Source organism: Bacillus sp. FSL K6-0994 (assembly GCF_038630815.1).
GTDB lineage: Bacteria > Bacillota > Bacilli > Bacillales > Bacillaceae > Bacillus > Bacillus safensis.
In genome coordinates, this window is record NZ_CP152043.1 from 805,053 (window position 1) to 818,325 (window position 13,273).

At 41.4% G+C, this 13,273-nt stretch carries 18 protein-coding genes; 9 read left to right on the forward strand and 9 right to left on the reverse strand.

The window, feature by feature from the left end:
• Positions 1-31: 31 nt before the first annotated feature.
• Complete coding sequence (locus MHB69_RS04015) at positions 32-580, forward strand: thioredoxin family protein (protein WP_034283751.1); 549 nt, start codon at positions 32-34, stop codon at positions 578-580.
• Positions 581-913: 333 nt separating this feature from the next.
• Complete coding sequence (locus tag MHB69_RS04020; protein WP_034283752.1) at positions 914-1,381, forward strand: DUF393 domain-containing protein; 468 nt, start codon at positions 914-916, stop codon at positions 1,379-1,381.
• Between the two features lie 36 nt (positions 1,382-1,417).
• Here the strand turns inward: MHB69_RS04020 and MHB69_RS04025 are convergent, their stop codons facing one another.
• On the reverse strand, positions 1,418-2,674 hold the full coding sequence (locus tag MHB69_RS04025) for a transcriptional regulator (RefSeq protein WP_034283753.1): 1,257 nt from the start codon (positions 2,672-2,674) through the stop codon (positions 1,418-1,420).
• 274 nt (positions 2,675-2,948) lie between these two features.
• On the opposite strand from MHB69_RS04025, the gene MHB69_RS04030 reads away from it, so the two are divergent.
• Positions 2,949-3,536 (forward strand): nitroreductase, encoded by a 588-nt coding sequence (locus MHB69_RS04030; protein ID WP_342496031.1) that lies wholly within the window; start codon positions 2,949-2,951, stop codon positions 3,534-3,536.
• 38 nt (positions 3,537-3,574) lie between these two features.
• On the opposite strand, the gene MHB69_RS04035 is transcribed toward MHB69_RS04030, so the two are convergent.
• The 3 genes from MHB69_RS04035 to MHB69_RS04045 all read right to left on the reverse strand — a co-directional run bounded on the left by MHB69_RS04035 (position 3,575) and on the right by MHB69_RS04045 (position 4,851).
• Positions 3,575-3,730 (reverse strand): YfhD family protein, encoded by a 156-nt coding sequence (locus MHB69_RS04035; RefSeq protein WP_024425223.1) that lies wholly within the window; start codon positions 3,728-3,730, stop codon positions 3,575-3,577.
• 61 nt (positions 3,731-3,791) lie between these two features.
• Positions 3,792-3,902, reverse strand: coding sequence for a YfhE family protein (locus tag MHB69_RS04040; protein ID WP_017358836.1), 111 nt, complete (start codon positions 3,900-3,902; stop codon positions 3,792-3,794).
• A 52-nt stretch (positions 3,903-3,954) separates the two neighbouring features.
• Positions 3,955-4,851 carry a TIGR01777 family oxidoreductase gene (locus tag MHB69_RS04045; RefSeq protein WP_342496032.1) on the reverse strand — a complete coding sequence of 299 codons (897 nt, stop codon included), beginning with the start codon at positions 4,849-4,851 and terminating at the stop codon, positions 3,955-3,957.
• A 94-nt stretch (positions 4,852-4,945) separates the two neighbouring features.
• Here MHB69_RS04045 and recX point away from each other — a divergent pair, with 94 nt between their 5' ends.
• Positions 4,946-5,737, forward strand: coding sequence for a recombination regulator RecX (recX, locus tag MHB69_RS04050; protein WP_024425808.1), 792 nt, complete (start codon positions 4,946-4,948; stop codon positions 5,735-5,737).
• 3 nt (positions 5,738-5,740) lie between these two features.
• Complete coding sequence (locus tag MHB69_RS04055; protein ID WP_251232603.1) at positions 5,741-6,055, forward strand: YfhH family protein; 315 nt, start codon at positions 5,741-5,743, stop codon at positions 6,053-6,055.
• Positions 6,056-6,078: 23 nt separating this feature from the next.
• Here the strand turns inward: MHB69_RS04055 and MHB69_RS04060 are convergent, their stop codons facing one another.
• Both MHB69_RS04060 and MHB69_RS04065 read right to left on the reverse strand, forming a co-directional pair.
• The gene (locus tag MHB69_RS04060) at positions 6,079-6,252 is read right to left on the reverse strand and encodes a YpzG family protein (protein ID WP_008360604.1); all 174 of its coding nucleotides are present in this window, start codon (positions 6,250-6,252) and stop codon (positions 6,079-6,081) included.
• Positions 6,253-6,277: 25 nt separating this feature from the next.
• On the reverse strand, positions 6,278-6,427 hold the full coding sequence (locus MHB69_RS04065) for a small, acid-soluble spore protein K (protein ID WP_003217849.1): 150 nt from the start codon (positions 6,425-6,427) through the stop codon (positions 6,278-6,280).
• Between the two features lie 116 nt (positions 6,428-6,543).
• Between MHB69_RS04065 and MHB69_RS04070 the strand changes: the two genes are divergently transcribed.
• The 4 genes from MHB69_RS04070 to MHB69_RS04085 all read left to right on the forward strand — a co-directional run bounded on the left by MHB69_RS04070 (position 6,544) and on the right by MHB69_RS04085 (position 11,388).
• A complete protein-coding gene (locus MHB69_RS04070) occupies positions 6,544-6,816 on the forward strand; it encodes a YfhJ family protein (protein WP_024425219.1) in 273 nt (90 codons plus the stop codon).
• Positions 6,817-7,116: 300 nt separating this feature from the next.
• On the forward strand, positions 7,117-8,100 hold the full coding sequence (locus MHB69_RS04075; RefSeq protein WP_284384723.1) for a glycosyltransferase family 2 protein: 984 nt from the start codon (positions 7,117-7,119) through the stop codon (positions 8,098-8,100).
• A gap of 87 nt (positions 8,101-8,187) precedes the next feature.
• A complete protein-coding gene (locus MHB69_RS04080; protein WP_342496033.1) occupies positions 8,188-10,782 on the forward strand; it encodes a YfhO family protein in 2,595 nt (864 codons plus the stop codon).
• A 69-nt stretch (positions 10,783-10,851) separates the two neighbouring features.
• Positions 10,852-11,388 (forward strand): DinB family protein, encoded by a 537-nt coding sequence (locus MHB69_RS04085; protein ID WP_260983473.1) that lies wholly within the window; start codon positions 10,852-10,854, stop codon positions 11,386-11,388.
• On the opposite strand, the gene MHB69_RS04090 is transcribed toward MHB69_RS04085, so the two are convergent.
• The 3 genes from MHB69_RS04090 to MHB69_RS04100 all read right to left on the reverse strand — a co-directional run bounded on the left by MHB69_RS04090 (position 11,297) and on the right by MHB69_RS04100 (position 13,208).
• On the reverse strand, positions 11,297-11,716 hold the full coding sequence (locus MHB69_RS04090) for a regulatory YrvL family protein (protein WP_120208565.1): 420 nt from the start codon (positions 11,714-11,716) through the stop codon (positions 11,297-11,299). The two genes, MHB69_RS04085 and MHB69_RS04090, sit on opposite strands and share 92 nt — an antisense overlap.
• Before the next feature lie 69 nt (positions 11,717-11,785).
• On the reverse strand, positions 11,786-12,949 hold the full coding sequence (locus tag MHB69_RS04095; RefSeq protein WP_065215152.1) for an oxalate decarboxylase family bicupin: 1,164 nt from the start codon (positions 12,947-12,949) through the stop codon (positions 11,786-11,788).
• Positions 12,950-13,043: 94 nt separating this feature from the next.
• Entirely contained in the window at positions 13,044-13,208 is a 165-nt protein-coding gene (locus MHB69_RS04100; protein ID WP_073204399.1) for a YvrJ family protein, read from the reverse strand.
• Positions 13,209-13,273: the final 65 nt, after the last annotated feature.

Genomic DNA, 13,273 nt, shown 5'->3' on the forward strand with positions numbered 1-13,273 from the left:
GGTAAAGTTGAAGGGTAAGGGGGATGTTCATATGACATTAAATGAATGGTTTACAAAGGGATTAGCTGAACGTACATATGTACACAACATGGAGAAAAACCGGGAAAATCTGCTCACGGTGTACAACCAGTATGCAATTCATCAAAAAGAAAAAGAGCTGCTTCAAAAGCTGCAAAAGAAAAAGCTCCGAGCGCTTGTCATCACAGCGGATTGGTGCGGAGATGCGATGGTCAATGTTCCGATTTTCATGCGTATTGCAAATGAAGCACTCATTGATGTGCGCTATTTCATTCGGGATGAGAATCTAGACCTGATGGATCAGTATTTAACGAACGGGACCGCAAGATCGATTCCGATTATCGTCATCATTGATCAGGACGGGAATGAAGTGGGCAAATGGGGACCTCGCTCAGCAGAAGCACAGCGCTTTGTCGATGAGAAAAAACCGGACAAAGATGCACCTGATTTTGAAGAAGCTTTTCAAGTATTTGCGAAAGAAGCCGCACATCACTATACGACCGACCGTTACTTATGGAAAGATATTGAGAAAGAAATAGTAGAAGTTTTGGCAAAAATATAAACCAAAAGACTACTTCGCCGCAATGGGAAGTAGTCTTTTTTTATCTTGTTTTTGCGTTTTACCTACAAAACCACCGCATAAAGATGTAGAAAACCGCAGAATTCTATCAAATACCGCAGAAAACCGCAAAGCACCACGATTTTCCCAACCACTTTTAGTTGAAAAACCTCATATATGCCATGAAATCAATGATTTTGCCCTTATCCAAAGGCTCATATAACGCACAACGGTTGGCTTTTTCCCAATACAAGAGGCCCAGCAACTATAGTAATCTAGTTGTAATCTCCTTTGAACGAACTAAAAAAATGACGGAAAAGGACAGGCGATCAATTTATGAAAAAAATCATTTATCTCGATCAAGAAAAAAAGAAGCTCGCTGAATCGAAAAAAAGAGAACAGCGTTCCATTAAATCACTGAGGCTGCTTGTGTTTTATGACGGACAAAGTCCTGCATGTGCAAAAATGATTGATTTATTAAGATCACTCGATTGGAAAAATCGGATTCACTTTGAATCCTTTAGACACTCGCAGCTGCTCAGGCTGAATAAAATCAGTGAAGAGAAGGCGGAAAAACGAATCGTGTCTATTTCCCTAGCCAAAAATCAAAAGAATTCAGGGATTTATACTTGGCTGCGTATGGCCTGCCATATCCCTGCTTTATGGGGAACGGTCCCATTCATCTTGCTCAGTATTTGGCTTGGCTTTGGACAGCATGCGTACGATTTCTTTGCAAAAAGACGGTATATTCATTCTGTCAAACCGGTGAACCATCATGACACAGATCAACAAGAGACCATTTAATAAATAGAAAAAGCATGACCTTCGATCGGCAGAAGGTCATGCTTTTTTGTAATAGGGAAGATATCCCGCTAAATGATCAAGAAGCTTTTTTGTATAGGACTGATACGTCTGCTCATCAAGCTCAGCACCTGCATAGGTAAGTAAGGTTCTAAGAGCAAACAAATATTCACTGTGCAGCTCATTGTGTTCAAAGTAAGGAAGGGCTGCTTCGACCAAATAGGTTTTCAAATCAAGAGGGTTTTCCTCAATCATCAATTTATAGATTTTGATCATATATAAACAGTTTGGCTGAATACGAGGCTGTTTTAACAGCTCGTGTATGTAGGGAAGTGCTTTTTTGCGGTCATATTCAGCATATAGTGTCGCAATTTCATATAGCGTTTCACAGTAACGATCTTCTATCTGTTCTTGATTAAAGTAATTGAGTGAATCTAGTAAATAAGGCACAGCTGAAGAGAAATCACCTTCACGTTTTAAGAGCACCCCGTAATAAAAATAAGCGGACATTTTAATAAAGGCATCAGGGTGAAGGGACGTGTGCAAAATCACTTCCTTTATATATTTCTTCGCAGTTTGATAGGCTTTTAGTTCAAGTGAGATCACGCCGTGAATAAGTGTACAGTGAATAATCCGCTTGAAATTGTTCTTTTGTCTATATAAATCCATCGCTTGATGTGTCGCTTCAAGCGCATCACCCAGCTGTCCCAAGTTTCCAAGTGCTTTTGCATAGTGATAATACAAATCACTTTGTTCAACTGAAGCGTAGGAAAAGCAGCTTTCAAGCTTTTTCAGTCCATCTTCAAGCTGACCAATTTTAATTTGATGAATGCCGTCAAGATATTCAAAAATTTCTTTTTCCGTTTCAATAAAGGTTTTTTCGAATTTTTTGAGCACGCGGTGTGTTTTTAAGGCAAGCGGCTGTTTATCCGTTAGTAAATAAAATTGAAATAAAGACAAATGATACTGAATGCCTAAATCGAGCGAAAAGAACTGCTCCTCGTGCTGAATGATCATTTCTGCATTTTGTTCAGCCTGATCGAGAGCATAGAAATACATATTCATTTGAAACTCATCCAAAAGTGACAGCAGATGACGCGCCTTTTGTGACAGCTTTTCTTGGCTGATGCCAAGCCGTTCAAGCAGCAGATTGATCGTATCTTGATTGGCCTCCTTTGAGCCATTTTCAATTTTACTTAAATGAGAGACAGAACAAATTCCTTCTGCCAATTCAGATTGGGTCATATTTTGTTTATAACGGTAGAGTTTAATGATTTGTCCAATATTAATTTTCATTCCATCCAGAAGCCTCCCTTCCAATCATGGTTGAAAGCCTTTTGACAAAAAAACAAGATCAGACAAAATGGGAATACTTGAAAATCATTTCATCATCTTGGCTTTTTTCTCAAAATTTGTTTAAAACGTAATATGATTGTAACATTACTTGAAAAAGTCAAACAACTATTTAGCAGACGGGGAGAAGAGATACTTGATTTGCAACTGCACGCGATGACGTTTATAATGTGAATGAGAATCAATTTCAATTAAGTTGATTGAAAGGATGACATTTATGCCAGAAATGAAACAACAAACAGAAGCGTTAACGGTTCGAGACGCTGTCAGATATAGACGATCGATTCGAAAATTCAAAGACACACCGGTGACGATTGAGCAGCTTCAGCCGCTATTAGAGGATGCAGTCTATGCACCTAATCATAAAATCACGGAGCCGTGGCGCTTTTTATATGCGGCGACGGATGAAGCCAAAGCGACTTTTGTAGAGCGCTTCATTGCTTTCTTTCAGCGCAACAACCCAGATGCAAAAGAAGAAAAAATCAATCAATACAGAGAATACTTTTCTAAGGTTCCGGCGCTTTTACTTGTCGTGCTAAAAGAAGACGAGAACCCTGTAGTGAGAAATGATGATTTTGCCGCTGTCAGCGCGCTCATTCAAAATCTTCAGCTGCTTGCGTGGGATCAAGGGATCGGTATGGTATGGAAGAGCGGACGTATTTTATACGACAAAGGCTTTCAACAAGACATGGGATTAAAGGAAAACGAACGGTTTGCTGCGATCCTTCATATAGGTTATCCAGAAGAGGTGCCTGAGGAAAAATCACGCCAGAAAGCATCAAGTCTTCTTACTGAAATCAAATAAAAGAAAAGCAGACCGCTGAATAAGGTCTGCTTTTTTACTTATTGTTTTTTGGCGCGCTGATCGGCTGCTTTCATACGTGCCATTGCTTTTACGTCATTCGGATCTGCAAGTTCTTTGGAAAATTCAACATATTCGCCATCCGTCTCTTGTGCCGCGAGCTCGTGGTTGGATTTTTTGTGTTGGTCTTTTTTCAAAGCCTTTCCCTCCTTTACAAGATCACTTTAGTTATGTGCTTGTTGGAGGGGAATATCCGCCTTATTTGTTTCTTTTTTCTGCTGCTCTTTCCGCTTTTTTGAATTCCTGCTGATACAGGACTTCCTGGGTTTTCTTCAGCTTCGAAGTTGGCTGGTGTTCTTTTTTCTTCATCAAAATCGCTCCCTCATCTCATTTCTAATAGGATGGGTGTTTTTGACAACATTTATTCCCCAGATTGCAAAATCGCTTCTTTTAGTTCAGGGTGCAAAAAGTCATAAGAAGAGAGCAGTGCTTTTTTTGGCAGAGCACGCTGGCCTTCTAAAACAAGTAATGACATTTCACCAAGCGCCGTTTTGATCACAAAAGATGGCACCTTCAGCCAATGGGGGCGGTGAAGGGCAGAAGCAATGGTTTGTCCAAGCTGTTTCATTTGAACAGGATTCGGTGATGTCGCATTGAGCGGACCTGACAGGTCATCATGATGAATCGCATAAGCAATGAGATGTGCCACATCCTCAACATGAACCCATGAAACCCATTGCGAGCCAGACCCAATTGTCCCGCCGGCAAACAGCTTGTAAGGAAGTGTCATCAGCGGCAATGTACCTTTTTCGCCCAACACGACGCCAAAGCGTGTGTAGACCGTACGAATGCCGAGGGCTTCAATCTTTTGTCCCTCAGCCTCCCAAAGCCTTGATGTATGACTTAAGAAATCAGAATCCGCAGGAGGTGATTCCTCCGTAAATTCTCCTGTTTGAGAAGTGCCATAAATCCCAACAGCACTTGCTTGAATCAGTACAGATGGTTTTGATTCCTGCGCTTCTATAATGCGTTTTACCTCTTGTGTTGATTTGAGACGGCTGGAGAGGATGCCTTCTTTTGCCTTGTCTGTCCAGCGTGTAAAAATGGATTTTCCAGCAAGGTTAATCCATACATCAATGGCAGGTAATTCATGCTCAGGCGCAGCACCTTCGGTCAGCCACTGCACATAATGTAAATGATTTTGTTCGGATTCCTTTGGATTTCTTGTTAAAATATATAGATGATGTCCCTCAGCAGCGAGCACTTTTGTGACATGCTGGCCGATAAAACCGGTTCCTCCGGTAATGGCGATATTCAATTGACATCTCTCCTCTCATATACATACCTATATCTTTCACGATTTTGAATCAGAAGAAACATCCTGACTGTTTTGGAAAAGGAGTGATCACAGGATGCCTTATATTACAAAAATTTCTGCTCAGAAAAACAATACCGAGCGGGTCAACATCTTTCTTGATGAAAAGTACGCCTTTAGCGTTGATTTAGATGTGCTCGTCCAGCACGATTTGAAAAAAGGAAAAGAGCTTGACGAAGCAGATATCATTGAGATTCAATTCGGTGATTCAGTGAAAAAAGGATTTCAGCAGGCCGTTGATTATTTATCCTACCGCATGAGATCAGTGAAAGAAGTCACCGATTATTTAACGAAAAAAGAAATCCCTGCACCTGCTATTAGTGAAATTATACACAAATTAAAGCATTATAAGTATGTAAATGATCTTGAATTTGCAGAAGCCTATGTCAGCACCCACCGGAAAACGAACAGCAAAGGACCGTCCGTCCTAAAAAAAGAATTGAAGCTCAAGGGGATAGACGATGACACGATTGAACAGGCGCTGTCGCAATACCCTGATGACCTACAGCTGGAGGAAGCTGTAAAGCAGGTTCTCAAGCTTGTCAAAAAAGAAAAAAATCGTTCTGCAAAAGAGATCGAGCAGCGCATCAAGCTGCAGCTACAGCGAAAGGGATTTTCGTTTGAGATCATTGATAAAGCCCTTCAAGAAGCCTATGATGGACAAGAAGAGGAAAAGGAAGAAGAAGCCCTCCTTTATATGCTGGAGAAGGCAAAACGCAAGGTAGGATATGACGGATCATTTGAAAAGAAGATGAAAGTGAAGCAATTTTTATTCAGAAAAGGCTTTGATCTCGATACAATTGATCACGTTTTAGACAAAGGGGAATGACAGATGGAAAAACGCTATAGTGAGATGACAGAATATGAATTGAAGCAGGAGATTGCCGCCCTTTCTGAAAAAGCACGAAAGGCTGAGCAGCTTGGCATTGTGAATGAATACGCAGTTTTAGAACGGAAAATTGATATGGCGAAAGCCTATTTATTAGATCCAGCCTTGATTCAAACGAAAACGACTTATCAAATCAAAGACACAGACGAAGAGTTTTATGTAGAATATCTAAATGGCGTTTTTGCGTGGGGATACAGAGTATCGGCTCCAAATCAGGAAGATGCCCTGCCGATTTCAATGCTGACGCAAAAGGACTGATCCTAAGTGATCAGTCCTTTTCTTTACTTCGAACGCTGTTTACGGACGTTGTTCTGAAGTACGATGTCGTGCTGCGTTTGCTGCGTTTCTCCGTTGACCTGAGAGGCAGAATGCTTTGCATTTGCCCATGGTTGAGGGTAAGCGGTTGTCCTTAATTGAACAAAGTCTGCCATATACGATTTCCCATTTGAACTCATATCTCAAGCACTCCCTTTGGAAAAATTAGCGTTTCCCTGATGCCCTCATACGTTCCTGTGGACGTGTATTCGTTTCACCATTCGGCCGTTTAGACGCATAAGCATCTGTAGCGCCTGGTTCGCCTTCAAACTTGTGATTTACCTGATTTGGAAAGCCTTTTGCTTTATTACGCATATCGATTCCCTCCAAACAATACAAATCATTTGCGTCTTTTGAAGACGTAAGGGTAGTATATGAAAAAAGAAGTTTTTTTAAAAAGGCACTTTCTGCTAGATGAAGGAGGAACAGGCATGGAACAATACTTTGAGCGACTAACAGAACAACTTATGGAAAAAAACAATATGCTGACATATGACGAAGCACGTACATGGGTAGAGCTGCTTTGGAGTGATTTTGAAACGACCTATGCAAAGGCTGGCCGTAAGTATAAAGGACAGGAAACAACAGAACGAATTGTCCAAGAGTGGATCGAGAGCTACGGAGCGCAGCTGCATTTATTTCAAAATAAACAATCAAAGGCAAACGAGCATCTGCAACAAAACAATCGAGGGCTGCTTCACTAAAAAGGCTGCCCTTTCACTTCCATTCATCTTTTTCAATAAATAGGAAAATATATAAATGAACAAACAATTTTATGAAACAATACCCAGTCTGTGATCAAAATTACAGGCTTTTTACAATGATTAAACTTAAAATTACATTAAATTCATCCTGCTGAAAATCAATGGAAATAAAACTCTGATATAATGAAACGATTAAAGAGACATGTAATTTATGGATAATAAAAAAGGGTTTCGTTTTCTGACAAAAAAGGAATAATGAACATATCAGACTATGTGAAAAAAGTGAAGAGAAGGTGCGATATGGAACGGGAACTGCTCTCTGTTATAATTCCTTCTTACAATGAAGGTGAAAACATCAGACGAATCTTTGAGGCACTCGAGGAAGAGTTTCGCGATTTTCATTATGACTTTGAAATCATCTTTGTGAATGATGGAAGCAAAGACAACACGCTTCAATACATGAGAGAGCTCTCTCGAAAAAGTGCAAAGGTTAAATATATTTCCTTTTCGCGTAACTTTGGAAAGGAAGCCGCTATTTTGGCAGGTCTTGAATATGCAAAAGGAGCAGCTGCGATTATTATGGACGCCGATCTGCAGCACCCGACGTATTTAATTCAGGACTTTGTCAGGGGATATGAAGAAGGCTATCATCAAGTCATTGCCAAACGAAATCGTAAAGGTGACAGCAAGCTGCGCTCTTACCTGTCATCCATGTACTATAAGGTGATGAACAAGGTAGTAGAAGTGGACTTGCGTGATGGCGTCGGGGATTTCCGTTTAATTTCACGCCAAGCCATCGATGCATTGCTTCAGCTGAAAGAGGGAAATCGTTTTTCGAAAGGGCTTTTTTGCTGGATTGGGTTTGAAGAAAAGGTCATCTATTATGAAAATGTAGAAAGACAGCATGGTGATACAAAATGGTCACTGAAGAAATTATTTAACTATGGCATAGATGGCGTCATTTCTTTTAACAACCGCCCGCTGCGAATTTGTTTTTATACTGGCATACTGATCTTATTTCTCTCATTGATTTACATCGTGGCCACCTTTATTCAAATCGTCAGAACGGGCATTATGGTGCCGGGTTATTTTACTTTAATATCGGCTGTGCTGTTCCTCGGAGGTGTCCAGCTTTTGAGTCTAGGTGTGATTGGAGAATATATTGGCCGTATCTATTATGAAACGAAAAAGAGGCCGCATTATTTAATCCAGGAATCAAATGTGATGGAACAAGAGACAAGCTCAAAGGAACAAGACCGAGTGTTAACACAGTTATTTAAATAACGTGGAGTCAAATAACCGGCAAGCACGAATCGCTTGCTGGGTTGTTTTGTTTCAAAGAAAAGTGGATCTTTTGTGGAAAGGATTTAGATGATGAAACGTAGATGGATAATGATAGGAATGTGCCTCATTCTCGCTTTATTAGGACACTCCTTTTTCTTATATGAATATACGCAAGGCCGGTATATGACAGGAGATGGAGACGGAATCTCACAAATGCTCCCATTTAAAAAGCTGCTTTACGATGAATACGTCAAAGGGAACTTCTTTTATTCCTATCAATTCGGTCTAGGCGGCGGTACATATACGCAATTAGGTTATTATTTCACAACGTCGACTGTCTTTATGGTCACAGTCGCTGTCGTCTGGCTGATGAATGCGCTTCATTTCATCCAGTCAACGGACATTCATTTCTGGGCAAATGCCGTCATTTGGCTGAGTGTGATCAAGCTGACGCTTATTCTTTTCATCGCTTACCGTGTGCTTCTTTCAATGGTTCAGCATAGGCTGAGCGCATTAACAGGAGCCGCAATTTACGGATTGTCTATTGTGTATTTTCGGCATCAAACATTTTGGGAGTTTTTCACCGACAGTATGATGTGGCTCCCGCTGCTTGTACTTGGGGTTGAACGGATTTTCAAAACAGGTAAGCCGGCTTGGTTTATTGCGGCGTGCAGCCTGATGCTTATCAACAATTTTTACTTTGCTTATATTCATTTTATCTTTTTAGCGATCTATCTTGTCTTCAGATATATCATCAAGCTTCGAAGTGAGGAGAACGGGTGGAAGGTGTTCTGGACGCTGGCGGTCTCTACGCTGTTATCCTTTGGAATCAGTGCCGCCTTTTTTGTCCCGTCTGTCTATGGCTTTCTGAATAATATAAGGCCGCCATATGATCAATCCATACCTTGGTTTGATCTGCATGATCATCTGCTGTTTACAAGCAGGGTGTATTTATTACCTGTGATCTTTCTCATTTGTATGTTCCTCGTTCCGATTTACCGGAACAGGTGGTTTTTCATGTTTACATCGATCAGCGTTCTGCTCATTGTTTTTCACTACAGTCCAAAGATGGCGAGCGTGTTTAATGGTTTCTCAGCACCGCAGTACAGATTTGAGTACATTCTTGCCTTTACAGTTGGAGCGGTCGCAGCCATCACCATCAAGCATTTCTCGCAAATCGAGTGGAAGTGGAAAAAGCGTGCGGTCTTAGGCGCTTGGATCGTGTTTCTTCTCGCAGTCATCTTATCAGAACGAGCAAAGGGAAATATGGATGTTGTTGTATTTACAGGCATAGGACTGCTTGTGATCAGCTTGTTTTTCCTTTTGATTCATGCGGAAAAACGCCAGCACCTTCGTCTCTTTTCAGCTGTGCTCATCGTTGTCAGCTTACTGACAGCAGGCGTGTATCAGCAGGGCTACTTATCTGAAAGAAGCAATATTAAGAGCGTATCAGATACGTATCTGAATAGTGAGGCTTATGCTGGACATGAGCAAATGAAGCTCATTCAGCAGATTCAAAGCCGCTCTTCAAAAGATCCGCTTGCCCGGATTGACTGGATGAACGGCGTGCGCAACAACACCCCGTTATTTGAAGGCTTTCAAGGCATGAGTGCGTATTCAAGTATATTGAATCAGCATTTACTCAATTTCTACTGGAATGACCTGCAAATCGATATGGGACGGGAAAGTGTCAGCCGTTATGCAACAATGGGGGACAGAGCGAATTTATACAGCCTGACCTATGGAAAGTATTATATGAGAACGAGCGCGATGCCTTACTCACCGCCAGCTTATTTTAAGCCAATATTGGAAAGCGAACATTATAAAGTGTATGAAAATACACGGCCGCTGCCATTTGCAAGAACAACAAGCACCGTTTATTCAGAAGAATCCTTAAAGGATGCCTCAGCACTTGATAGGGAGCATGCGATGCTGCAAGGTGTGGTTTTAGACAAAAAAGGAAACGCTGAAATTGAGCACGCGCCAGATCGAGTCAAGGATACAAATATTCATACGATACAAGCCATATACGAACATGGCGTGCTTGATGTATACGGAGAAACAGGCGGCCTGAATATCACGCTGCCAGATGATATGGCCCGCGCTGGGGATGTGTATGTGAGCTTTTATGTGAAGCGGACAGACCGTAACGAAGGATTTCAGTTATCTGTTGATCACTACGTCACCTCAAGAAAAAGCAATACATCCATCTACAAAACAGGCGTCAATGAAGTGACGATTCGAGTCCCTGCGGAAAAGATTCTCTCGATTCGAGTACCAAAAGGGACGTATGAGCTGAGTCAATTAAAGCTATATCAAGAGCCTTACCGCGTCCTAGAGAAGGCATATGAAAAAGAAAAACAGGATCATGGCAGCCAGCAAGTAAAGCTCGAAAACAACCGCTTTACGATTTCATATGATAACAAACGCGGCGATGATTATATGGTTCTGCCAGTACCATATGAAAAAGGCTGGGAGCTCACGGTGAACGGACAGCAGACCGATATTGAACAAGCCAATTACGCCTTTATCGGTTTTCCAATAGAAAAAGGCAAAAACGAGATTGTGTTAACCTACTATCCGCCTTATATCAGAATTCTCGGGTTGATTTCACTCGTCAGTTTGATTGGTGCGATCTTATATGCACGGAGAAAACACAAGAAACACCACTTTACATCATAAGTGGTGTTTTTTTATCTTTCTCATCATTGATACAATCTACATAAAAGCATGTAAATGGGGGAGAACCATTTGACGTTAAACAAAGAATCGATTATTGATTATTATGAACACTCCATTGAATGGGTACAGTCGCTAACGGAATTAACAGACAAAGAATGGCGAAGAGCGATCGCTGATGGAAAATGGAGCACCGCTGAAATCATCGCACATTTCGTTCCGTGGGATGAATTTATTTTAAACGATCGCCTAAAGGAATTTTGGAACGATCAGCCGTTACCTCAAGCTCCTGATGTGCACAAAATGAATCAGCAGTCAGCTGAAAGAGCGAGAAAGGAAAAGAAAAGCGAGACGATCGGTCGATTTATTGCTGTCAGAACAGAATTACTTCAAGAAATGAAGAAAATCGAACCATCTCGCTGGAATGAACTCTTTTTTATTGGTCAAACCAAGCTGACGTTATTAAGATACTTCCAAGGGCTGAACGAGCATGATATCCATCATATGAAGCAGATCATTAAGCTTCTTTCTCAAACGAAAACGTCGCATAATCAAACAAAAAATGAAACAACCAGAGGCTTAGGGCAAAGAGAATTTCCTCAGAAGTAGACAGTAAAATGCCGCCTACCAATTCATCTGATAAATAGACAGCACCCCAAATAAACAAAAGATGAATTGAAATGGCATAGAAAACGATAGAGCATTTTTTGGAACGGCACTTTCTCACAACTCTCATGAGCACATGCTCCACATGCTCAAAGGATATCCCAAGTATCACATAGATGCCCATAAATAAAAGCATCGATAAAATCGATTGATAAAAAGCACCCGTTAAATGAAAGAACAGCACACAAAACAACAAAAATATGTAACAGACAGCCGACGCCGCCATGAGCCATTTCAGCCCTTGCCATAAAGCGTGAACAGATTGCTGCATAGGTGAACAAACACTCCTTTACATGAAGATACCTGCAAAAAGGACAGCCTTTTTGCAGGAAGTTATATGTTAATCCTCTTTTTTTAGTGCAGCGATCACAGGATGTTTTTCAGTATCAAGCAGTTTTAAGAAATCTTCGCCTTGATCTAAATGATCAAGAACAAGCTGTTTCGGTGTGACCGCAAGCCACTGATTCAGTGAAATGTCTGCATAATGATCGCTCTTAAAGATTTCTAAGAAATAAAGCGGTTCGTCGCCTGTATTTTCTACATAATGCCCCATCGCAAATGGCACATAGCCAACGTCTCCCGCCTGATAGTTGAAGGTTCTCGCATGTCCATCAGAAGCAAATACCGTCATTCGTGCTTTTCCAGAAATAAAATATTGCCATTCATCCGTATTTGGATGCCAGTGCAGCTCTCGGATAGCACCTGGATCAACTTTCACAAGAGCGGATGCAATCGTTTTAGACGCTTTGAAATTGGTAGAGTCTGCAATCCACACTTGTCCGCCGCTTGACGTAATCGGCTCCTGTTTTAACAGCTCATATTTAAAGGAATTCGGGACTTCTCCTTGCTCTGTTTTCACCTTGTCACATTCAAGGGAACCAGGAATTCCTTTTTGGAAAATATACTTTTCTTTCTCTGGCAGCTTGTCAAACTGCTCTTTTGTCATACCGAAGTTCTTAAGCACGACTTCCTCTGGCGTGTGGGCAAGCCAATCAGTTACTTGGAACGTACTATTTTCTGAGAAAGACCCATCATCAAACACAAGCAAGAATTCAGCTCCTGGTTCAAGTGCTTGGATAGAGTGCGGCAGGCCAGAAGGGAAGTACCACAAATCACCCTCTGTCACATCCTCTGTAAAATTGCGCCCCTCTGCATCAACCGATGTAATCCGGGCTTCCCCATAAATCATGTACGCCCATTCCGCTTCCTTATGCCAGTGAAGCTCACGAATCGCACCAGGCTTTAGCCGCATATTAACAGATGCAAGACTTTTAGAGATCGGCAGTTCGCGGACTGTTACCTCGCGGGCGTAGCCGCCTTTTTCTAAACGATTGTGTGTATCAGAAAAAGAATATTTCAGATTGGAGACCGTTCCATGATCGGTTTCTGGCGGCGTGAGCATATCTGGATTTTGTCTGTCCCGCTCGAGATTACGTGGAATTTTGACCGTTGCGCCTTTTTCTCCTCGAATCGGCTGTGGTATTCCATTTTGCTTTTCACTCATGATAAAATCCCCTTTCAACATCGTATTGTGTGAGGTGACAAAAGGCCTTTCTTTTCGCCCTCGTTTTCATAAGGTGAAACGAATCAAGCAGATGTCAATCTGATTCATCATTTTTTTGAGCAGCGACTAATCGTTGGATGAGCTTGCTTAATTCATCAAACTTTCGTTCAAAGCGTGTCAGCAAGTAAACCGTCAAAATGGCAGGAAAGCCAGCCTGACCGAGCTGCTTCAGCCATTCCTCTGAAAAAAAGGTCTCCATTTGTCTCACCTCCCAGCGGATGCTCGTCTTCTATATAAGTGGTATGAAAAAAGAAAAAGGAAAGC